Source organism: Streptomyces sp. NPDC047841 (assembly GCF_040704085.1).
Classification (GTDB): domain Bacteria; phylum Actinomycetota; class Actinomycetes; order Streptomycetales; family Streptomycetaceae; genus Streptomyces; species Streptomyces argyrophylli.
The window spans coordinates 11929-33341 of the sequence record NZ_JBEYRP010000049.1; the positions used below are offsets into that span (position 1 = coordinate 11929).

General features: G+C 74.0%; 16 protein-coding genes and 1 pseudogene. 8 read left to right on the forward strand and 9 right to left on the reverse strand.

Translation table 11 applies throughout. The features are described 5' to 3' along the window. Positions 1-173 precede the first annotated feature (173 nt). Both AB0947_RS40375 and AB0947_RS40380 read left to right on the forward strand, forming a co-directional pair. A complete protein-coding gene (locus AB0947_RS40375) occupies positions 174-2966 on the forward strand; it encodes an AAA family ATPase (protein ID WP_366755372.1) in 2793 nt (930 codons plus the stop codon). A 160-nt stretch (positions 2967-3126) separates the two neighbouring features. Continuing rightward, positions 3127-3615 carry an SRPBCC family protein gene (locus AB0947_RS40380; protein ID WP_366755373.1) on the forward strand — a complete coding sequence of 163 codons (489 nt, stop codon included), beginning with the start codon at positions 3127-3129 and terminating at the stop codon, positions 3613-3615. Between the two features lie 92 nt (positions 3616-3707). Here the strand turns inward: AB0947_RS40380 and AB0947_RS40385 are convergent, their stop codons facing one another. Further along, positions 3708-5249, reverse strand: a complete 1542-nt coding sequence (locus tag AB0947_RS40385) for an MDR family MFS transporter (protein ID WP_366755374.1) — start codon at positions 5247-5249, stop codon at positions 3708-3710. A gap of 236 nt (positions 5250-5485) precedes the next feature. Between AB0947_RS40385 and AB0947_RS40390 the strand changes: the two genes are divergently transcribed. The 4 genes from AB0947_RS40390 to AB0947_RS40405 all read left to right on the forward strand — a co-directional run bounded on the left by AB0947_RS40390 (position 5486) and on the right by AB0947_RS40405 (position 10833). Beyond that, positions 5486-5974: a TetR/AcrR family transcriptional regulator gene (locus AB0947_RS40390; protein WP_366755386.1), complete on the forward strand. Its 489-nt coding sequence runs from the start codon at positions 5486-5488 to the stop codon at positions 5972-5974. Positions 5975-6499: 525 nt separating this feature from the next. Continuing rightward, on the forward strand, positions 6500-6718 hold the full coding sequence (locus AB0947_RS40395) for a hypothetical protein (RefSeq protein ID WP_366755375.1): 219 nt from the start codon (positions 6500-6502) through the stop codon (positions 6716-6718). 146 nt (positions 6719-6864) lie between these two features. Beyond that, positions 6865-10203 carry a S8 family serine peptidase gene (locus tag AB0947_RS40400; protein ID WP_366755376.1) on the forward strand — a complete coding sequence of 1113 codons (3339 nt, stop codon included), beginning with the start codon at positions 6865-6867 and terminating at the stop codon, positions 10201-10203. A 180-nt stretch (positions 10204-10383) separates the two neighbouring features. Then, positions 10384-10833: a hypothetical protein gene (locus AB0947_RS40405; protein WP_366755377.1), complete on the forward strand. Its 450-nt coding sequence runs from the start codon at positions 10384-10386 to the stop codon at positions 10831-10833. 17 nt (positions 10834-10850) lie between these two features. On the opposite strand, the gene AB0947_RS40410 is transcribed toward AB0947_RS40405, so the two are convergent. The 7 genes from AB0947_RS40410 to AB0947_RS40440 all read right to left on the reverse strand — a co-directional run bounded on the left by AB0947_RS40410 (position 10851) and on the right by AB0947_RS40440 (position 17523). Then, positions 10851-11768: a TIGR03619 family F420-dependent LLM class oxidoreductase gene (locus tag AB0947_RS40410; RefSeq protein WP_366755378.1), complete on the reverse strand. Its 918-nt coding sequence runs from the start codon at positions 11766-11768 to the stop codon at positions 10851-10853. Between the two features lie 10 nt (positions 11769-11778). Beyond that, entirely contained in the window at positions 11779-12429 is a 651-nt protein-coding gene (locus AB0947_RS40415; protein ID WP_366755379.1) for an HAD-IA family hydrolase, read from the reverse strand. A 243-nt stretch (positions 12430-12672) separates the two neighbouring features. Continuing rightward, positions 12673-13509 (reverse strand): prephenate dehydratase, encoded by an 837-nt coding sequence (locus AB0947_RS40420; protein WP_366755380.1) that lies wholly within the window; start codon positions 13507-13509, stop codon positions 12673-12675. After that, positions 13506-14462, reverse strand: a complete 957-nt coding sequence (locus AB0947_RS40425; protein WP_366755381.1) for a hypothetical protein — start codon at positions 14460-14462, stop codon at positions 13506-13508. Before AB0947_RS40425 ends, AB0947_RS40420 begins: the two co-directional genes overlap by 4 nt. 4 nt (positions 14463-14466) lie before the next feature. After that, entirely contained in the window at positions 14467-15441 is a 975-nt protein-coding gene (locus AB0947_RS40430) for a 2-hydroxyacid dehydrogenase (protein WP_366755382.1), read from the reverse strand. Positions 15442-15708: 267 nt separating this feature from the next. Then, positions 15709-16224: a flavin reductase family protein gene (locus tag AB0947_RS40435; protein WP_366755383.1), complete on the reverse strand. Its 516-nt coding sequence runs from the start codon at positions 16222-16224 to the stop codon at positions 15709-15711. 96 nt (positions 16225-16320) lie between these two features. Further along, entirely contained in the window at positions 16321-17523 is a 1203-nt protein-coding gene (locus tag AB0947_RS40440; protein WP_366755384.1) for an acyl-CoA dehydrogenase family protein, read from the reverse strand. Between the two features lie 201 nt (positions 17524-17724). On the opposite strand from AB0947_RS40440, the gene AB0947_RS40445 reads away from it, so the two are divergent. Then, entirely contained in the window at positions 17725-18306 is a 582-nt protein-coding gene (locus tag AB0947_RS40445; protein WP_366755385.1) for a helix-turn-helix domain-containing protein, read from the forward strand. Positions 18307-18568: 262 nt separating this feature from the next. Here the strand turns inward: AB0947_RS40445 and AB0947_RS40450 are convergent. Further along, positions 18569-18790, reverse strand: a pseudogene (locus AB0947_RS40450) (WhiB family transcriptional regulator); the annotation flags it as partial. A 605-nt stretch (positions 18791-19395) separates the two neighbouring features. On the opposite strand from AB0947_RS40450, the gene AB0947_RS40455 reads away from it, so the two are divergent. Then, a partial coding sequence (locus AB0947_RS40455) for an ATP-binding protein (RefSeq protein WP_366755387.1) occupies positions 19396-21413 on the forward strand: 2018 nt, incomplete at its 3' end.

The window sequence follows — 21413 nt, forward strand, 5'->3', positions numbered from 1 at the left end:
GGCCCCGCCCCGGCCGCGAGACGGGGCGGCGAACGGCAGCCCAAAAGGATTGGCCGATTATGGACGTCCTTTAGACTCCAGTGATTGCATGGGCCGCACGGAGCCGGGCGCAGGCACAGCCAGGTCGGCACGGAACACCGGGCCTCCGTACAACGGCCGTTGGAGGCAGCCCGATGAATGACCTGGATCCGACCGTCTGCCCGGCCTCGACACGGCTCGTCGGACGCGAAGCGGACCTCTCGTTCATCCAGTCCTTCTTCGCCGGCTCCGAGGTCCAGGGAGCGGCAATGCTGCTGTCGGGCGAGGCCGGGGTGGGCAAGAGCGCCGTGCTCGACGCGGTGGCCACGGGCGCCGTGCACAACGGCGTCCGGGTGCTGCGCGCGGCCGGCGTGCAGTTCGAGGCGGACATCAGTTACGCGGGCCTCAACCAGCTCCTCGTGCCCCTCTTCGACTACCTGGACGTCCTGGACAACCCGCACCGCGACGCCCTGCGGGTCGCCGTCGGCATCGGCAGCGGACCGCCTCCCGACCGCCTCCTGACCTCGACCGCGGTGCTGCTGCTGTTGCGGCTGATCTCCGCCGAGACGCCGCTGCTGGTCGTCGTGGACGACCTGCCGTGGCTGGACCGGGCGACCACCGCCGTCCTCGGTTTCGTGGCCCGCCGGCTCGTCGGCAGCCGGATCGGCTTCCTCGCGGCCTCCCGTGAGGGCTCCGACAGCTTCTTCGAGTCGAGCGGCCTGACCGAGCACCGGCTCAGGCCGCTGGACGACGCGTCGTCGGCCGAGCTGCTCGCGCTCGCCCATCCCGACATCTCCCCCGCGGTACGGCGCCGCATCGCCGCCGAGGCACGCGGCAACCCGCTGGCGCTGGTGGAGCTGCCGGTGGCGCTCTCCACCGAGCAGCGGGCGACCCTGGCGGCGGTGCCCACCGTGCTGCCCCTGACCGAGCGCCTGCAGACCATGTTCGCCTCGCGCGTGGCCGCGCTGCCCGGCCGCAGCCGTGAGCTGCTGCTGATCGCGGCCCTCGACGGCACCGGCGACCTGACCGCGATCGAGGCCGCCGCGGCCGGCCGGGCCGGCGTCGACGACCTGGCCCCTGCCGAACGCGACCGGCTGGTGACGATCTCGGCGGACAACCGGCGGCTGTCCTTCCGGCACCCGCTGATCGGCTCCGCGGTGGTGGAGCTGGCGACCGCCTCGGAACGCAGGCGGGCCCACCAGGCGCTCGCCGGCGTGCTCGGCGAACAGCTGGAGCGCCGCGCCTGGCACCTGGGCGAGGCGGCCGTGGGCCCGGACGAGACCGTCGCGGCCCTGCTGGAGGAGGCCGCGCGCCGCCGGCTGCGGCGCGGGGACGCCCTCGGCGCGGTGACGGCGCTGACCCGGGCCGCCGGGCTGAGCCCCACGGCGGCCGACGAGAGCCGCCGGCTGGCCGAGGCGGCCTACGTCGGCGTGGACTCCAGCGGTGAACTGGAAGACGCCTCGCGACTGCTCGCCGGGGCCCGGCTCGTCCATCCCGGCACCGGACAGCAGTCGCTGCACGCGGCGGCCGCGTCCGCGTTCCTGCTGATCAACAGGGACGGCGACATCGACACCGCGTACCGGCTGCTGGTCGGGGCGATCGAGTCCGGGGACCACGGCTGGGACGCCGGTGACGACGCCCTGATCGAGGCCCTGCACCTGCTGGTGCTGCTGTGCTGGTACGCCGGTGCCGCCGAGCTGTGGGAGCCGCTGTTCGTCTTCATGGACCGGCTGGTCCCCGGGCCGCCGGAGCTGCTCTCGGTCATCTCCCAGACCTTCGCCGACCCGGCACGCACCGGTGCCCCGGCCCTGCCCCGCCTGGCGGAGCTGATCGCCACCGTAGGGGACGATCCCACCCGCGTGGTGCGCGTCGGCACCGCCTCGGTCTTCCCCGACCGGCTCGGCGACTTCCGGTGGGCCACGCGCCGGCTGATCGAGCAGGGCCGCGCCGGCACCGCGCCCGTCCGCCGGCACCTGGGCGCGCTGATGCACCTGGGCCTGGACTACTACCACCTGGGCCGCTGGGACGACGCCGCGCAACTGGCCGCCGAGGGGCACACGCTGTGCACCAACCACGACTACCGCTTCTTCGCGTGGTACTTCGACTACATCCAGGCCGTCGTGGCCGCGGCGCAGGGCGACGCGGAGACCGCCGCGGCACTGACCGAGGACATCGTCCGGTGGGCGACGCCCCGCGGGGCCCACGGCGCCCGGTTCTTCGCCTGCCACGCCAGGGCGCTGGCCGCCCTGGGCAGCGGCGACTTCGAGACCGCCTATCAGCACGCCTGCACGCTCAGCACGCCCGGGACCGTGGCCCCCTACGTGCCGATCGCCATGTGGGGCACGATGGACCTGGTCGAGGCCGCCATCCGGACCGGCCGGGAGGAGGAGGCCGCGGCCCACGCGGCGGCGATGCGCGCCTCGGCGATGGCCGGGCTGTCGCCCCGGCTGGAGCTGCTCGTCCTGGCCTGCGAGGCGCTGACCGCCACCGGCGAGGAGTCCGTCGCCCTCTTCGAACGCGCCCTGTCCCTGCCGGGGCCGGAGCGCTGGCCCTTCGACGCGGCACGGGTGCGCCTCTTCCACGGTGAACGCCTCCGGCGCCTGCGTGCCACCGCGGAGGCCAGGGAACAGCTGACCCAGGCGCTGGAGGTGTTCCAGCGGCTGGGAGCCAAGCCCTGGGCGGCCCGCACGGCGGCCGAGCTGCGCGCGAGCGGGCTGTCCGCGCCGGCCGCCACCAGGCCGGGCCCCGTGGCGCTGACCGCGCAGGAACTGCAGATCGCCACGCTCGCGGCGACGGGACTGACCAACAAGCAGATCGCGGAGCGGCTGTTCCTGTCCCACCGCACGATCGGCACGCACCTCTACCAGATCTATCCCAAGCTGGGCATCACCTCGCGGGCCGCGCTGAGAGACGCGCTGTCCGGCCTCGACCTCGAACAGGACGACTGAGCGCCCGCCGGACAAGGCGGGTGACGAGGCGTCCGCTCAGTCATTTGACGTATGCCGCTCCGCGCGCGGTCACGCAGAGTGGAGGCGGGAACGGCCTGCTCGGACCGTCCTCCCACGGCGGCCGTACCTGAGCCGCCGGGCCGCGCGAGAGGGGAACCGGATGCTCGATGCCCCGGATGGTCATCCGGACATCCACTGGCCGTCGGGCTTCTCGCCCGACCAGGCCCACGGTTTCTGCCAGGCGCAGGCCGTGGTGCACGCCCCGCCCGCCACGGCCTTCGCCCTGCTCGCCGAGGTGACGCGGTGGCCGGACTGGGTCCCGGGCATCACCGGGGCGCGGACCGGGACGCTTCCCCGGACCTTCGAGGTGGTCTTCCACGAGCAGCGTTTCGAAATCTTCGTGGGAGAACACGAACCGCACCGCCGGCTCGGCTGGTCGGGCGTCGGCGCGGGCGTGCAGCTGTACCAGGCGTGGCTGTTCACCGCCGTGGCGGGCGGCACCCATGTCGTGACGGAGAACGTCGTCCGCGGTCCCGTGGCCAAGTCCCTCGCCGCGCTGTCCCCCGTGTGGGCACGGCGCCTGAACACCCTGTGGATCGCGCAGCTGAAGCGGCTCTCGGAGAGCGCACCGGACGAGCGTGACGCGTAGCGGGCACCGGCCGGCGGCCGTGGGCGTCCGGACACGCCGACGGCCGGCACCCGGTGCGGGCGTCGGCCGTTCGAGGACGTGGTGCGGGGGGATCAGGCGGCCTTGGCGGCGTCCTCGGCGGTGAGGCGGGCGTCGTCGGCCGCGGGGGCGGCGGGGGCGGACTTCCGGGCGGGCCGGAGGAGGACGGCGAGGACGATGCCGACGGCGAGGGTGGGCGCGATCCAGAGGTACCCCGTGGCCGTGGCGTGGGCGAAGGCGTCCAGCGCGGTCTCGCGCAGCGCGGCGGGCAGCTGTCCGATGGTGTCGGGGCGGGTGGCGTCGAAGCCGCCGCCGGTGGGCAGGGCGTGGGTGCGGTGGGCGAAGCCGGTGTTGAGCAGGGTGCCGAAGACGGCGACGCCGAAGGCCGCGCCGATGGAGCGGGCGAAGGTGACCACGGCGCTGGCGGCGCCGAGGTCGGTGGCGGGCACGCTGTTCTGGACGGTGGTCAGCACGACCATGGGCACCATGCCGATACCGACGCCGGTGATCAGGAAGTAGACGCTCAGCACCAGGGTGCGGGTGCCGGCCCCGATCGTGCCCAGCAGGAGCAGTCCGGCGAGGTTGGCGGCCAGCCCCGCGAGCAGGATCACCCGCAGCCGCTCGACGTGCGCGGCCCAGCGTCCGGCCAGGGACTGGCTGACGACCAGGCCGGCGACCAGCGGCAGCATGTAGATGCCGGACAGGGTGGCGGAGACACCGTGGACGATCTGGAGGTAGGTCGGCAGGTAGACCAGGACGGCGAACATCGCGGCGTTGGCGAAGAACCCGATCAGCGAGGAGAAGACCACGGTCCGCGAGCCCAGCATGGCCGGGGGAAGGACCGGGGCGGCGGCGCGGCGCTCGACCGGCACCAGCAGCGCGCCGAGGGCGACGGTGGCGACGATCAGGCCGACGATGGCCGGCGAACCCCAGCCCCAGCGCTCACCGAACGAGGTGATCAGGACCAGGCCGGTGGCGATGCCCGCCAGGACGGTGGCGCCGGCGTAGTCGACGCGGGCCTTGGCGCCGCGGGTCGCGGCGGGCAGCGCACGGGCGGCGACGGCCAGGGCGACGATGCCGAAGGGCAGGTTGACCAGGAAGGCCCACCGCCAGGACAGCTGGTCGGTGAAGACACCGCCGAGCAGGGGGCCGACGATGCTGGCGACGCCGTAGACCGAACCGAACATGCCCTGGTACCGGCCGCGTTCGCCCGGCGCGACGATGTCACCGACCAGGGCGAAGGTCAGCACGATCATGCCGCCGCCGCCCACGCCCTGGAGCACCCGGGCGCCGATCAGCTCGGGCAGGTTCTGGGCGAGGCCGCAGGCCACCGACGCGATCAGGAAGATCGAGGTCGAGGCCAGGTACAGGCGCTTGCGGCCGAACATGTCGCCGAGCTTGCCCCACAGCGGGGTGACCGCCGTCGACGCGAGCAGGTAGGCGGCGCTGACCCACGCGATGTCGTCGAACCCGTTCAGGTCCTCCGCTATCCGGGGCAGCGCCGTCGAGACGATCGTCTGGTCCAGGGCCGCCAGCAGGACCGCGAGGATCAGCGCGCTCATCGCGGCGGCGACACCCCCCTTGCGGGGTGAGGAGGACTGCTGTGTCTTCGGCATCGAAGGTGCCTTTCTGGAAGTGGTGGGCGGGCGCGCTGGCCGTGGCACAGAACAACAGCCTCAGCGCGACCGCAATACCTCGCTTATCTGTCACTTGAATGTAGCACTTACTCGATGCACTTACACACTCCAGTGGCTCTAACTGTGCGAGGCTCCACATTTCCTGGCCTAGACTCGGTGCGGTGAGAGCCGACGCAGCACGCAACCTGGAAGCCGTCCTGACCACCGGAGCCCGTATGCTCGCCGCCGACCCCGGCGCGAGCATCGCGAGCATCGCCGCCGAGGCGGGCGTGGACCGGCGCACCGTCTACCGGCGCTTCGCCTCCCGCGAGGAACTCCTCGCCGCCATCTACGACGCCCGCCTCACGGCCATCGAGGAGGCCATCGAGGACGCCCGGCTCCGCGAGGCACCCGTCGCCGTCGCCCTGCACCGCTACGTCGAGAACATCATCGTCGTGAACCGCACCTGGCCGGTCGACCTGAGCCGGATGCTCGCCGACGCCGCCGTCCCCGCACGCCGCGACGCGGCCGTCCGCGAGGTCGACGCCTTCCTCGCCCGCGCCACCGACGAGGGTCTGCTGCGCCCCGGTCTGCCCGAGGGGTGGGCCGGCGCGCTGCTGCCCCAGCTGGTGCACCTGGTGTCCCGGCAGATGCCCGAGCTGAGTCCCGGACAGGCCGCCGACCTCGTCGTCGACACCCTGCTGAACGGCGTCGGGGCCTCCTGACACCCTCTCCCGACATACCGACGGGCCCCGGGTGGCACATGGGCACATGTGTCATCCGGGGCCCGTCGGCCGCCGCCGCGGCGGTGTGGTCGTCCGCCGTCGCTCAGCTCATTCCACGACCTGCCGGGCCGTGTCCGGCGCCGGGGTCTGCTGTGTCTCCTCGTCACGGTGGCGCCGGGGCACCGACGACGAGGCCGGGGCCACGGTCCCGGGGAGGCGGACGCGACGGAGTCGGGACGGCTCAGGGGCGGAGTCGGTGCGCTTCAAGGCTTCTCCCATCGATGCGTTCGACCGGCCGTACCCGCCCCGCGGCGCGCGCGGCGCCGAGGGGGCGGACGGGGTGGGTGTTCCAGGGAAACCAGCGAGGGCGCACACACATTCCGGGTCGGACCGGTCCGCACCGGCCCGCTCCCCGTGTCCCCTTGGCGTCACGGCACAACCGCGCCAGAGCGCGGTGACATGTGCGCAGGGCCGGCTGCCGAGTGATTCAGGCATCCCGTACCACCTCCTACGAAGGGACCTGTCGTGCCGCGTCTGCCTTGGCGCAGGCGCGGGTGGACGACGCTGTGCGCCGTGTTCGCGGTGCTGGCGGCGTCACCCGCCCCGGCCTTCCCGGCCGCCGAACCGCCCGTCCCGCCGCCCGCCGCTGCCACCGCCCCGGCGGCGGTCCCGCCCGGCGCACCCCGGGTGACCCTGGTGACCGGTGACACGGTCGCCGTCGTACGGGCCCCGACGGCACGCTGAGCCACCTGGTGCAGGACCCCGAGGGCCGCTACACCGGTTTCGAGACCCACCGCAGCGGGCGGAACACCTACGTCTAGCCCCGCGACGCGCTGCCGTACGTCGCCGCCGGCCTGCTGGACCGCGAACTGTTCGACGTCACCCGGCTGTTGGCCGACGGCTACGACGACGCGCACCGCGACCGGCTGCCGCTCATCGTCACCTACACCGACGCGGCCCCCGGTCGCCGGACGGCACCGCGGGGGGCCCGCACGACGCGCGCGCTGGACAGCATCGAAGGCGCGGCGCTGACCGTGGACCGCTCGGCGGCGTTCTGGACGTCGGTCACCGGCGGCGCCTTTGCACGGGACGCCGGCCGGCGGCCCCGGCTCCAGGGCGGCATCGCCAAGATCTGGCTGGACGGCAAGGTGAAGGCCGCTCTCGCCGACAGCACCGCGCAGGTGGGGGCACCGCGGGTGTGGGCCTCCGGCGACACCGGCGAAGGCGTGGACGTCGCGGTGCTCGACACCGGTGTGGACACCGGACACCCCGACCTCGCCGGCAGGATCGCCGCCACCGCGGGCTTCGTGCCCGGTGAGTCAGTGACCGACGCGAACGGCCACGGCACGCACGTGGCCTCCACCGTCGCCGGCACCGGTGCCGCGTCCGGCGGCCGGGAGAAGGGGGTCGCGCCGGGCGCGCGGCTGCACATCGGCAAGGTGCTCTCCGACGACGGCTCGGGGCAGGACTCCTGGGTGCTGGCCGGCATGGAGTGGGCGGCCCGCGACCAGCACGCGAAGATCATCAGCATGAGCCTGGGAGGCCCGTCCACCGACGGCTCCGACCCGCTGAGCATGGCCGTCGACCGGCTCAGCGAGGAGACCGGGGCGCTGTTCACGGTCGCCGGGGGCAACTCCGGCCCCGACGGCTACACCGTGGGCGCTCCCGGGGTGGCCGAAGCCGCCCTGACGGTAGGAGCCGTCGACGACTCCGACACGCTCGCGGACTTCTCCAGCCGGGGCCCGCGTCCCGGTGACCGGGGCGTCAAGCCGGACCTCACCGCCCCCGGCGTGGACATCCTCGCCGCGCGCTCCCAGTACGCGCCGGAGGGCTCGGGCCCGTACCAGACCCTGAGCGGCACCTCGATGGCGACGCCGCACGTCGCCGGGGCCGCGGCCCTGCTGGCCGCGGAGCACCCGGACTTCAGCGGCCGTCAGCTCAAGGACGCCCTCGTCGGCACGACGGCGGCGACGCCCCGGTACACCCCGTTCGAGGCCGGCACCGGCCGCCTGGACATCGCCGCCACCACGACGGCGACCGTGTTCGCGACCGGCGGCGCCGACTTCGGCTTCCACTCCTGGCCGACCCCCGCCGGCACGACCGCCGAACGGAAGGTGACGTACACCAACACGTCCGACCGGCCGGTCGCCCTGCGGCTGACGGCCGGCGGTCCGTTCACCGTCTCCGCCGACCGGCTGTCCGTCCCGGCGCACGGCACCGCCGCGGTCACCGTGACGGCGCACTACGACCAGGTCGTCGCCGACCGGGCGTCGGCCGCCTTCCTGACGGCGGCCGACGACTCGGGCACCGTCCGCGCCCGTACGTCGCTGAGCGCGGCCAAGGAGGGCGAGCGCCACCGGCTCACGCTGAAGGCGAAGGACCGCGCCGGACGGCCGGCCGGCGGCACCGTCATCCTCACGGCGAAGAAGTTCTGGCTGCCCCTGGCGCTCGACGGCTCCGGGACCGTGGACCTCCGGCTGCCGCCGGGTTCCTACACCGCGTGGCTGGACACGCCCCTGGAGGGCGCCCACGGTCCGCACTCGGTCGGACAGGGCCTGCTGGCCGTCACCGACATCGACCTGGGACAGGACCGCACGGCGGTCTTCGACGGCACCAGGGCCCGCCAGGTGAGGGCCGTGACGCCGGACCCGAGCACGCCCGACGGCTCCCGCGTGGACCTCTACCGCGGCTTCGCCGACGACGACTGGTCCTCGGCCTCCCGCTGGACCGACGCCTCCTACGACAGCGTCTGGGCCCTGCCCACCGGACGCGAGGTGCGGGAGGGCGAGTTCGTGTTCGGTACGCGGTGGCGGCTGCGGCAGCCGGCGCTGTCGGTGGCCTCCGGCGACGGGGCCTTCGACGATCTGCGCGCCGCGCCCGGAGCGACCCCGCTGCCCGAGGGACACCACCGCCTCGGCACGGTCTTCGCGGGCGACGGCGCCCCCGCCGCGTACAGCTCGCTCGACGTCCGGGGAAAGGCCGCCGTGGTACGCCGCGACGACACGGTGCCCGTGCCGCGGCAGGCCGCGGCGGCAGCCGCGGCGGGCGCCCGGCTGCTCCTGGTCGTGAACGACGGTGACGGCCGGCTGCAACCGTGGGAGGACTCCCCCTGGCTGCCGGCGGATCCCCCGCCGCTGACCGTCGCCATGCTCACCCACGACGAGGGCGAACGCCTCATCGCCCGGACGTCCGGCCACGCCCCTGCCCCCCTCTCGGTCACCTCGCACCCCGTCACCGAGTACGTCTACGACCTCGCCCACGACTACCGGGGCGCCGTCCCCGCCGACCTCGTCCACCGGACCGGCCGGCGCGAACTGGCCCGCGTCGACGTCTCGTTCCGCAACTACCGTGCCGGGCGGGCGCTGGAGAACCGCGACGACGTCACACCGGCGGGCGGCAGCGCCCTGAACCCCTCGGACGCCCCGGCCCGGGGTGACCGCACGGACTGGGTCACGGCGGGCGAGCCCTGGTCGGACCGGGCGCAGATCCCGGCCGAGCAGCAGCAGTACGCCCCCGCCGTCACCTACCGCGCCGGATCCGCGGCCCGGGTCAGCTGGTTCGGGCCGGTCCAGCGTCCCCGGCTCCTCGACGGGAACGCTCCGGTCCGCCAGGACGACAAGCTGTACGTGTCCGTCCCCGGCTGGGGCGACTCGGGCACCGGTCATCTGGGCGGTACGTACGGCAACTTCGGCGTCGACAACCAGGTGCGGCTCTACCAGGGTGACGAGCTCGTCCGCGAGATGGGCCGCTACCAGCTCACCATGACCGTGTCCGGGCTGAGCCCGGCCCCGCTCCCCTACCGTCTGGTCTCGGAGAACTCCCGTGACGCCTGGGCCGCGCCCCACTCCACCGCCACCCGGACCGAGTGGGCGTTCACCTCGCGGGCAGGAGCGGCGGGCGAGCAGGCCCAACTGCCGCTGATCCAGCTCGACTACGGGGTCGCCACCGACGCCTCCGGACGGGCGGGGCGGCACGCCGGCCTGACGGTGACCGCCTCGCACCTGCCGGGGTCCACCGGTACCGCCGCGATCGGGACGGTGGGCCTGGAGGTCTCGTACGACGACGGGGTCACCTGGCGGCCCGCGGCGCTGCGGCACTCGGGCACCGGGTGGCGGACGCGGCTCGACGCCCCCCGCACCGCCCGGTTGGCCGGCCTGCGCGTGGACGCGCGCGACGCCCGCGGCAACAGCGTGCGGCAACGCGTCGTACGGGCCTTCGGGCTGAAGTAGCGGATGCCGGGGCGGCCGGCCCGGCCGCCCCGGCACCGCGTCCCACGCCTACAGGTGTGACGACTCGACGTCTCCCGCGTCAGACACATGGCACTGCTTCGGTGCGACAATACGGGTAATGTCTCTTTTGTCGTATCGCTGGACGGTTCCCACTCCCATGTGTCACGCCAAGGAGATCTCATGCGGTCACTCACCAAGGGCCTGCTCGCCGGAGCAGCCGGCACCGCCGCCCTGAACGTCGTCTCGTACGGGGACATGCTGCTGCGCGGCAGGGGGTCCAGCAACGTGCCGGCGACGATCGCGGGGAAACTCGCCGGCGGAGCCCGGGTGCCGCTGGGGGAAGGTGAGGACAAGGAGCACCGCGAGGAGGCCCTCGGCGCGCTGCTCGGCTACGTCACCGGCCTCGGGGTCGGAGTGGCGTACGGGTTGGCGCGGCGCGACGGGAACCTCCCGGTCTGGGCGGCCGGGCCGCTGCTCGCCGCCGCGGCCATGGCCGGCAGCGACCTGCCGGCCACCGCCCTGAAGGTGACCGACCCCACCACCTGGAGCCTCACGTCGTGGGTGTCGGACATCGTCCCGCACCTGGCGTACGGCTTCACGGCGGCGTCGGTGTACCGGGCGCTGCGCTGACCGGAACGCCCGGCGGATCAGCCTGCGCGGACCCCTTCGAGGAAGCGGCCGGCCAGGTCGACCCGTTCGCTGAGGGAGGTGCGCGACTGCCCGAAGTCCACGAACAGTTCGTGCACCCCTGCCTCGGCCGCGGCCCGCGCGTAGTCGACGAACTGCTCCAGCGTGCCCGCACGGGGCATCTGCTCCGGGCCGGTCCTCGTCTCGGTCAGTTCGAGGTTGACGCGCAGGGCGATGTGCAGGGTGGACGGGTCCCGCTCCGCGCACACCGCCTCCTTCAGGACGGTGTCCCACATGCCCATCAGGTGCGCGAGCGGCATCGCGCCGGGCAGCCAGCCGTCGAGCCTGCGCCCGATGCGCCGCAGGCCCCTGGGGGTGAACGCCGCGAGCAGCACGGGGGGCCCGGGCCGCTGGCACGGCTTGAGCCCCACCACGGTCTCCGGGACCGTGAACAGCGGTCCCTCGTGGGCGAAGACGTCGTCGGCCCAGTACCCCTCCAGGACGTCCAGCGTCTCGTCGAGCCGCGCGCCCCGGCCCTGCCACGGTACGGAGACCGCGGTGTACTCGTCGGGCATCCAGCCCAGGCCGAGGCCCACGGTGAGCCTCCCCTGGCTGAGGACGTCGAGGGTGGTCAGCGAACGCGCCAGCATGATCGGCGGCTGCCACAGGCCGTTCAGCGTGCTCGTGCCCAGGCGGACGCGGCTCGTGTGCGACGCGGCGAAGGTGAGCGCCACCAGGGGGTCCATGTGGTTCTCGTAGACGCGGGGCATCACGCCGTCGCGGCTCGGGTAGGGGGCGCCCGGAACGCGGGGGGCGAGGACCCGGTCGCCCGTCCACAGGGAGTCGTACCCCATCTCCTCCGCGGTGCGGCAGACGCGCAGCATGCCGTCCGGCGTGGCGTCGGGGCCGAAGGTGGGGAGAGCCAGACCTAGTCGCATGTGTGTCTCCTCAAGGGGCCGTCGGCTCGGGACGCGCGTCCGTCAGCGCGACGCCGAGCAGGTTTTCCAGGGCGGCGACCGTTCGCGCGGGCTCCACCGCGTGGACGGTGGTGAAGCCGAGTGCCGCCGCGGGGGGAAGGTACTGCTCGGTGTCGTCGACGAAGACGCACTCCTCGGCCGGCAGGCCGAGTCGCTCCAGCACGAGCCGGAAGATCTCCGGCTCGGGTTTGCGCGTGCCGTGGAGTTCGGAGAGCACCACGGCGTCGTAGAGGTCGTCCACCTCGTACCCGTCGTAGAGGTTCCACGGGGTCAGGCCGACGGAGTTCGAGAGGATGCCGACCTTCACCCCGGCCCGCCGCGCGGCGGCCGCCGCGGCGATCACCGCGGTCTCGGGGCGCAGGTCGGCGAAGATGCGGCCCATCAGGTTGTCCGGCGCGATCCCGAGCAGCCGTCCGGCCGCCTCGTTCCACTGGGTCTGGGTGAGCGTGCCGCGCTCCAGTTCCTCGGTGAGCCGGATCCCCTCGGGATTCAGGTACAGGCCGGTGAGCAGCGTGCCCTCGGCCAGTCCCGCGCGCCGTTCGAAGGCGAGCGCGGCGGGCAGCAGAGGTGTCGTCAGCACACCACCGAAGTCGAGGACGAGGCCCTTGCGGTGCTGGATCATGCCCACACCCTAGAAGGCCGCCCGGTCCCGGCCGCCACCAGGTCGCCATGTTTCTCGCCGGGCTGTGTTTCCCACCTGACCAGGTTTCTCGCCGGGCAGGCACATGTGCGATGCCCGCGCCCGTGAACCCCGCGGGCGGCTACTGCGTTGTCCTGGTGAAGGGGCTCTTCGCCGCCCCGGCGACGGCGGCGAAGAGCCCCGGCCCTGGCCGCACGGGTCCCCCCGCGCGTCACCCGTGCCGGTTCAGCCCTTCAGCCGGTGCGGATGTGCCGGGTACACACCCAGGACGCGCACCTCGGAGGAGAAGAACCGCAGCTCGTGCAGGGCGAGGGCGACGCGCTCGTCGTCGGGGTGCCCCTCGATCTCGACGTAGAAGCGGCTGGCGTTGAGCCCCGCGCCGATCTGGTAGCTCTCGATCTTGGTGAGGTTCACGCCACTGCTGGCGAACCCGCCGAGTGCTTTGTACAGCGCACTGGGGATGTTGCGCACGCTGAAGAACAGGCTCGTCATCGTCGGCTCCCCGGTGTCGGGGGCCTGGGCGGCGTCCCGGGACAGCACGACGAACCGCGTGGTGTTGTCCGGGTCGTCCTCGACGCCGGAGCGCAGCACCTCCAGGCCGTGGAGCCCGGCCGCGGCGGGCGGGGCGAGCGCGGCGTGCCTCGGGTCGCCCAGCTCGGCCACCTCGCGCGCCGCCCCGGCCGTGTCGTCGCTGACGAGGGTGCGCCAGCCGCCCTCCCGCAGCAGCTTGCGGCACTGCCCCAGGGCATGGACGTGACTGCGTACGCACTCCACCTGGTCCAGGGTCGCGCCGGGCACCCCCATCAGGTCGAAGCGGATGGCGAGGAAGTACTCGGCGACGATGAACAGTCCCGACTCGGGCAGCAGATGGTGCACGTCCGCGACGCGTCCGGCCGCGGAGTTGTCCACCGGGATCACGGCGACGTCGGCGGCGCCGAGTGTCACCGCGTCCAGGGCCTGCTCGAAGCTCGTGCAGGGCAGTTCGGCGCTCCCGGGGTACAGGGCACGTGCGGCGGTCGCGGAGTTGGAACCAGGTTCACCCTGATATGTGACAGTCGTCACAGATTTGCACCTTTCCGGGAGGTTCCGTCGTCGGGCGGCAGAAGCTGCGTCGCGTACCGCACCTGCTGAAGTATCGGTGCACTGGCTTCCACCAGGTGCACCAGGGGGTGCTCACCGGCGTACCCGTACGCCGCCAGTGCGTGGTCGAGGGCCGACGCGACCACCTGGTGGACGGCGTTCCCGGCCCGCAGCACACGCGCGGCGAGCCGCTCCTCGGCGGGCGCGGGCAGGCCCAGCCGCGCGGAGGGCGCGCCGTGCAGGGCCGCCGCCAGGCTCAGCCGCTCGTCGTGCAGCACGGCGGCCAGTTCGGCGGCCACGGTGGCGGGACGCACCGGTCCCCGGGCCGCGCCGGACGCCGTGGCCGGGGCGGTCGCCGTGGCCGGGGCGGCCAGTGCGTCGGTGATGCGCCGGGCCGCTCCCAGAGCCTGGGCCGCGACCGCCGTCCATAGGAACGGCGCATCCGCGGCGCGCAGCGGGGCGGCCGCCGCGTGGGTGGCGAACCCCGCGGGCACGTGCACGCCCTCCAGCCGGAACACCGGTCCGGGCCCGGCGGCCTCGCCCGGGACGGCGTGGACCGCGCCCCGCAGCACCTCGGAGGGCACCGCGAACAGGTCCGGGCCGCCGGGCGAGGCCATGACCGGCCGGGACGGCCGTTCGCCGCCGGTGAGCGGCAGCGCCAGCCAGGATCCGGTCCCGTCGTGCGCCGGCAGGTGCCACCGTCCGGTCAGGATGAAGCCGCCGTCGGCGGCCGGCCGCGCCACCGGGGTGTCCCGGACGTCCGTGCCGGCTACGGCGGTGGCCAGCGGCGCGGCCCAGTTCCAGGCGGTGGTGAAGGCCTCCCAGGCGGCGGACGGATCGCCGTGGGCGTGGCCCTCGTAGGACGCGAACACCTGCGCGAGCCCGGTGCCGGGTCCCAGCACCCGCAGATGGTCACCGTGCGTGGACGTCGTCATGGGCTCACGCCGCCCGTTCGACATCGTCACCGTCGGCCGCCGTCGTCAGGACGACGTTGTGCAGCTCCTCGCCCCGTGCGTACCGGCGCAGTTGCCGGCGCAGGAAGTCCTCGGTCATCGCCGGGAACGCGTCGGTGAAGGCCGCCACGTGCGGGGTGATCAGGACGCCGGGCAGGTGCCACAGCGGATGGCCGGGCGGCAGCGGCTCCGGATCGGTCACGTCGAGCGCGACCCGGATACGGCCCGCCCGCACCTCCTGGACCAGCGCGCCGGTGTCCACCAGCTCCCCCCGGGCGACGTTCACCAGCAGGGCGCCCTCCTTCAGGAGGGCCAGCGCGTCCGCGCCGAACATGCCGCGCGTCCGCTCGGTCAGCGGCGCGCACAGCACCACCGCGTCCGCCGTGGGCAGCAGCTCGCGCAGCTCCGCCGCCCCGTGCACACGTCCGGCCGGGGTGGTGCGCGAGCTGCTGCCCACGAGGACCGTCTCGCACCGGAACGCGCCGAGCCGGGCGGCGACGGCCGCGCCGACGGCGCCGTAGCCGATGACCAGGACGCGCTTGCCGACCAGCGAGGTGCGGTACTCGGGCTGCCACGTCCCCTCGGCCTGGCGGGCACCGAACACGTCGAGTCCCCGGGACAGGGCCAGCAGCAGGGTGACCGCCAGTTCGGCGGTGGCCTCGCGGTGCACGCCGCGCCCGGTGCTCAGCCGGGTTCCGGGCGGCATCGCGTCCAGCAGCGGCAGCATGTGGTCGTAGCCGGAACTGAGCAGCTGGAGCACCTCCAGGTTGCGCATCCGCGGCAGGACGGGGCGCAGCACCCGTTCGGCGCCGGGGACCGGCGGGCCCACGAGGAAGCGGACCTCGGCGGGGTCACCCGGCAACGGGCCGGACCCGTCCCAGTACGCGTAGGTGAGCCCGTCCGGCAGGCCGGGTGTCCGGCTGCGGTGGTACGGGAGCCAGACGGTCGTGCCGTCCTTCATCGTGCATCAGCTTCTTCCCGCTCAGGTGCCGCGTGGGGCGGCACCGACGTGCGGCCGTTCGTGCAGCGGTGGGGTGTTCGCGCCGGACCGCGCCCCCGCGGAGCCTGTCCATGCGGCGGACGCCGTCCGGGACCGCCTCGGTCGGCATGTACTCGTTTCCTCACTTGTGTGGACGTATGTGTCATGGGTGGGGGTTCATGTGAGGCTCGTCACCCAGGTGTGTGTCCGGCCTCCCCGGCCCGGCATACGTGTCGGCACGCGGCCCGCTCACCGCGGGTGCGACGGCGCTCCCGGATCCAGTGCGCGGTAGCGGCCGCGGTGGAAGACGAGCGGTTCCCGGGCGGCATCCGCGCCGAGCGCGAGAACGCGGCCGAGGACCAGGGTGTGGTCACCGGCCGCGTATTCGTCCCACGGCTCGCACGAGACGAACGCGCACACACCGTCCAGCCGTGGTGCGCCGCCCGGGCCCGGAGACCATCCCACCCCGTGGAACCTGTCGTTCCCGGAGCCGGCGAACGCGGCGCTGACGTCGGCCTGGCCGGCGGCCAGGACGTTGACGCCGAAGGTGCCCGCCGTACGGATGAGGGGCCAGGTCCGCGAGGTACGGGCCGGGGAGAAGGAGACGAGCAGGGGTTCGAGGGAGAGGGAGACGAAGGACTGGCAGGTGAAGCCGAGCGGGCCGGCCGGCCCGCCGGCCGTGATGACGGCCACGCCCGTCGCGAAGTGCCCGAGCACCTCGCGCACGGTGCCCGCGGTGTCCGCCGGCGCGCTGAGGTCGAACATGTGCCTTCTCTTCTTTCTCGCCCGCCGGGCGACGGCGACGGCCGTGGGCCCGCCCGGCGGGCGTGGGAGCGGATACGGGGGCCGCGCGCGGGGTGCTCAGACCATGGGGCTGACCGGCCGCTCGTCGCCCACCAGCGCCCGGCCGTACATCTCCGTGGCCAGCCCGGGGTTGAGCGTGGGATGCCGGGACCCGGTCTCCAGATCGCGCCAGTGGCGCTGGAGGATCCTGGTGAGCGAGAAGCTGCCCGCTCCGCTGACGGTCAGCAGGGCCTGCATCGCCTGGCGCAGGCACGTGGCGGCGTGTCCCGCGTCCATCCGCACCCGCGCCCGTTCGACCAGCGTGGGGGTGCTTCCGGCGGCCGCCGCCGTGGCGATGAACTCCGCCGAGCGCCCCAGGTGCAGGTGGGCGGAGTCGATGAGGGTGGCCGCCTCGGCGAGCGCCGCCTGCACGCTGGGCGAGTCGGCGAGCCGGGCGTGCAGCGACATGGCCATCGGCTTGCCGCTCCCGACGGTCTCCAGGGTGAGCCGGAGGGCCTCCCTCGCGATGCCCAGCAGCGGTCCCATGGAGACGACCGTCATGGATCCCGGGGGGATCCGGTACAACGGCTCCTCGGGCAGTCCCCGGCCCTGGAGGACGTCGGCGAAGCGCCTCAGCCGGTGGTACGGGACGAAGACCTCGTCGGCGACCAGGGTGTCACTGCCCGTGCCGCGCATGCCCGCCATGTCCCAGGTCTTCTCGATGGCGAGGGCGGAGGTCCGCACGAGCGCCAGTCCGCGTTCGGTCCCGGCACCCGGCTCCCCCGGCAGCGGGACGCCGAGCAGGGCCCAGTCGGCCTGGTGGCTGCCGGACGCCCAGGCCCAGGAGCCGGAGACGAGGAGCCCGCCCTCGACGGGCGCGGAGGCGGCTGACGTGCCGGCGAACACCCCGCACATGGGGACGTCGGGACCGTCGCCCCACAAGTCCTGGCACGCCCGCTGTCCGAAGGAGGCGGCGATCTGCTGCGCCACGTACGAGACCATCACCACCCAGGCGCTCGACGGGCAGGCCGACGCCACTTCGGCCGACACGTCCAGGCTGTCGGCGGGCGCGAGCTCTTCACCGCCCCGGCGTTTCGGTACGCCGAGGCGGAACAGGCCCGCCTCCCGCAGCGCCCGTTCGGCCTCGGGCGTCAGCCGGCTGTCGCGCTCGGCCGCGTCCGCGGTGCGGCGCAGCACGGGGGCGATCTCTCGGGTCGCCGCCACGAGCCGGCGGGTCGGGTCGGTGAGCGGGGCGCGCTCGCCGCTCGTCGATGCGGTCATCACCACTCCAGGAACAGCAGGATTCGGACTCACGGGTCCGATTGCCGCCGCCAGCATAACCGGACTCTCAGGTCCACTTGCGCCCACGCTCCCGGCGCTCCCGGCGTCCCCGCCACGAGGCACGGCAGGAGACACGGCGGGAAACACTGCGGGAGACACGGCAGGAAACACTGCGGGAGGCACGGCAGGCACAATGAACGGGTGAATCCGGTGCAGACGACTCCGCAGCAGAACGGGCTGGACGCCCCCCGCAGACGGGCCGACGCCCGGCGCAACCACGAGCGGGTCTTCGCCGCCGCACGGGAGGTCTTCGAGGAGTACGGGCTCCAGGGAACCGTGCCGCAGGTCGCCGAGCGCGCCGACGTGGGCAAGGCCACGGTGTACCGCAGCTACCCGACGAAGGAAGACCTGGTGGAAGCGGTCGTGGGGCACCGGCTGGCGGAGCTGGAGCGGATCACCGCGCCCGCCCTGGCCGAGGCCGAGCCGGCGCGGGCCTTCGACACCTACGTCCTGCTGCTGTTCGAGAACCTCGCCCGGGACCGTCTGCTGTCCGAGGTGCTGGCGGAAGGGCGGTCGACGGCGTACACCGGTCCCCTGCTCGACCGGCTGGCCGCGCTGCTGGCGGAGGCCAGGGCCGCCGGCCGGGTCCGCCCGGACGCCGACCCGCTGGACCTGCGCGTGGTGCTGTGCGGCATGTGCCTGCAACTGGTCCGTCTCGCGGAGCGGGATCCGGCGCTGTGGCGCAGGTACGGCGAACTGACCCTCCAGGCGCTGCGGCCCTGAACCCGTCACGGTCTCAACGGTCGAGCCCCGCCGGCGCCGCACCCGGCCGCCGCCGCCTGCGTGCCGGGGCGGTCGGGTACGACGCCCCCGCCGCCGGGGCCACGCCACGGTCCGCCGCCCGGCTCGGATCAGGGTGCGCGGCCGGGATCGCCTCACGGGGCGTCACCGGGGTCACGTCACGGGACGCGGCCGGGATCGCGTCACGGGGCGTGGCGACCGGCGCCAGGCCGGGGTGTGCGGCGGCCGTGCGGAAGATCTCCGCCCAGGACGTCACGGCCGGGCGGCGGCGCAGCAGCGCCCGGCGCTCCCGCTCGGTCATCGCGCCCCACACGCCGTACTGCTCGCGGTGGTCCAGGGCGTAGGCCAGGCAGTCCAGCCGCACCGGGCAGGCGGCGCAGACGGCCTTGGCCTCGTTCTGTGCGGCGCCCTCGGCGAACATCCGGTCGGGCTGCGCCCGGCACAGCCCTTGGTCGACCCAGTCCATGCGCGCCTCGCTCCCCTGCGGCAGCCCGGCCGGGCCGCCTGCCGCGTCCGTACACACGTATCAAAGGACACGGACGACACTAGCTCACATGTACCGCGGCCGGCGCACCGGACGGACCCCGGCCCGGCCCGCATCGCCGGCCGGTCCTCGCATGCCGGGCGGATTCGATACGTGTCTCCGGTGGCCGGGGGAGGGTGGCCTCGGACGTCCTCGGATGGCAAGGTACGGCTCGTACGAGTGCGTGCCACCCCGTCCGGCGCCGCCAAGCGCACGGTGAAGGCCGTGCAACAAGAACATTTCCGGCCATACCAGGTGACGAACTTCATGAGGTACATCTAGTCTTTTGGCTCAAGGCGGCTCGCCGGGCGGCGGGCCCGCCGTGGAGCACGATCACTTGTCCAGGAGGCCGCACGGAGCACGCACACGCCCCGTCCCCGGGCCCCGAAGGGGAGGCCACGGGGGAGAGGCACCGCCACGGGCGGAGCGACGACGGCGTCCCTCGCCCCTGTGCCCGGCGCGATCCGTGCGCACGGGCGCGGCAGCGTCCGGCCGGGCCGACTGAGCGGGGAAGGGAGTGGGGGACGGTGGAGTCGATCGACAGGACGATGGTCGGCCGCGAACACGAGCAGGAGGTGCTGTCCGGCTTCGTGACGGCCCCGGGTGGCCGGGCTCTCGTCCTGCGCGGCGACACGGGTGTGGGCAAGAGCGCCCTGCTGGACCACGTCGCCGACCTCGCCGCCGGCGAGCGGCACCGGGTGATCAGGGCGACCGGGGTGGAGGCCGAGTCGGGGCTGCCGTTCGCCGGCCTGCACCAGTTCCTCTACCCGCTGCTCCCCCACCTCGACCGGCTGGACGACAGCCACCGAGGGGTTTTCGACGTCGTCTTCGGCAGGAGCGAGGGGCCGCCCCCCTCGGTCATGACCCTCGGCATCGCCGTCCTCGACCTGTTCTCCCTCGCGGCGTCACAGGAACCCCTCCTGCTGGTGCTCGACGACGGCCAGTGGCTCGACACCTCCAGCACCGAGGTGTGCGGGTTCGTCGGACGGCGGCTCACCGGCAGCGCGGTGAAGCTCGCCGTCGGCCTGCGCTCCGACGTGCCCTCGGGCTTCGACACGGCCGCGCTGCCGCAACTGCCGGTGACCACCCTGTCCGAGAAGGCCTCCGAACAGCTCCTGGACCTGCACCACCCGGGGCTGGATCCCGGGGTCCGCCGGCTGGTCCTGGACGAGGCGCTGGGCAACCCGCTGGCGCTGCTGGAACTGCCGCCCCATGTGCTGCGCAGCGGCCGGACGGCGGGCGACCGGGACGAGACGGTCGGCTACAGCGGTGTCCCGCTGCCCCTGCGCCTGCGGCACGTCTACGACGCCCGCATCCAGGCCCTCGGCGACACCGTACGCGCGGAACTGCTGCGCGGCGCCCTCGACGGCGTGGGAGCGGGCACGGCCGGAGGACGTACGCGCGGAACGCGCTACCGCATGAGGGACGCCGACGAGGCCGCGGCCTGCGGGCTGCTGGACATCGACCCGCTCAGCGGCGAGTTCGTCTTCCGGCACCCCCTGGTGCGCTCGACGGTCGTCCAGACGGCGACCCCGAACGAGCGGCGGGCGGCCCACGCGGTGCTCGCGCACGTGCACCGCGACGACGTGGAACGGCGTGCCATGCACCTGGCGGCCTCGACGGTCGACCCGGACGAGGAGGTGGCGGCCGCGCTGGAGGCGGCGGCCGACTCCGCGACCCGGCGGGGCGGCTCCCAGGCCGCCGTGGCCTGGCTGACCCGGGCCGCGGAGCTGAGCGAGGGCCGCGAGGAGCGGTCCCGGCGACTGGGCAGCGCGGCGTTCATCGCCGGTCACGCCGGCCTGCTGGACCGGGCCCAGCAGCTGGTCGGCTCCGACACCGCGTCCGGTGGGGACGACTCCGCGGCCTCGGTGGTCGCGTCGGCCTACGGCGCCCTGTACGAGGACGGGGACGTCCGCTCCTCGCACCGCCGGGTCCTGGCGGCGATCGAGGGCGTCCGGGACGGCGGCGTGACAGCGCCGGACGAGGTGCTCACCCGGCTGGTCAACCTGCTGCTCGCGATCGACCAGTACGCGAGCGACGAGACGTGCTGGGAACGGACGCACGAGCTCCTCGGCTCCCTGGGCGACCTGGTGTCCCCCCTCTCCCGCGTCTACGAGAACGCGTGGGGGGACGTGGTCCGGCGCGGTGCCGGTGTGGCGGAGCGGGTGGAACGCGCCTTCGCCGACCTGCGCGCACTCGAACCGTGGGACATCAGCCGGCTGTCGGTCGCCGCGTACCACGTGGACACCCTCAGCCGGTACCGGCCGCACCTCCAGCGCATCGTCGACCGCGAGGTGGAGACGGGGGCCACGGCGTCCGGCATGATCATGCTGCACCTGATCATGCTGGATCAGATGGCGGTCGGCGAGTGGGACGAGGCCGAGCGCACCGGCCGGCGTGGCCTGGAACTGGCGTCATCGCGCCACCACGCCCTGTTCGCCCATCACACGCGGGCGTATCTGGGGCTGCTCGCGGCGATGCGCGGCGACGTGGAACGGGCACGAGAGTTGCAGGCCGCCGTCGACGCCTGGGCCCGCCCCCGCGGCATCGGCTTCCTCACCCAGAT

Bases quoted from the DNA above. Each gene is read 5' to 3' on its own strand.
- AB0947_RS40390 (WP_366755386.1), top strand. From the start codon at position 5,486: ATGCTCGCCGCCGACCCCGGCGCGAGCATCGCGAGCATCGCCGCCGAG.
- AB0947_RS40435 (WP_366755383.1), bottom strand. From the start codon at position 16,224: ATGTTCGACCTCAGCGCGCCGGCGGACACCGCGGGCACCGTGCGCGAG.
- AB0947_RS40380 (WP_366755373.1), top strand. From the start codon at position 3,127: ATGCTCGATGCCCCGGATGGTCATCCGGACATCCACTGGCCGTCGGGC.
- AB0947_RS40405 (WP_366755377.1), top strand. From the start codon at position 10,384: ATGCGGTCACTCACCAAGGGCCTGCTCGCCGGAGCAGCCGGCACCGCC.
- AB0947_RS40425 (WP_366755381.1), bottom strand. From the start codon at position 14,462: ATGACGACGTCCACGCACGGTGACCATCTGCGGGTGCTGGGACCCGGC.
- AB0947_RS40385 (WP_366755374.1), bottom strand. From the start codon at position 5,249: ATGCCGAAGACACAGCAGTCCTCCTCACCCCGCAAGGGGGGTGTCGCC.
- AB0947_RS40410 (WP_366755378.1), bottom strand. From the start codon at position 11,768: ATGCGACTAGGTCTGGCTCTCCCCACCTTCGGCCCCGACGCCACGCCG.
- AB0947_RS40430 (WP_366755382.1), bottom strand. From the start codon at position 15,441: ATGAAGGACGGCACGACCGTCTGGCTCCCGTACCACCGCAGCCGGACA.
- AB0947_RS40415 (WP_366755379.1), bottom strand. From the start codon at position 12,429: ATGATCCAGCACCGCAAGGGCCTCGTCCTCGACTTCGGTGGTGTGCTG.
- AB0947_RS40440 (WP_366755384.1), bottom strand. From the start codon at position 17,523: ATGACCGCATCGACGAGCGGCGAGCGCGCCCCGCTCACCGACCCGACC.
- AB0947_RS40375 (WP_366755372.1), top strand. From the start codon at position 174: ATGAATGACCTGGATCCGACCGTCTGCCCGGCCTCGACACGGCTCGTC.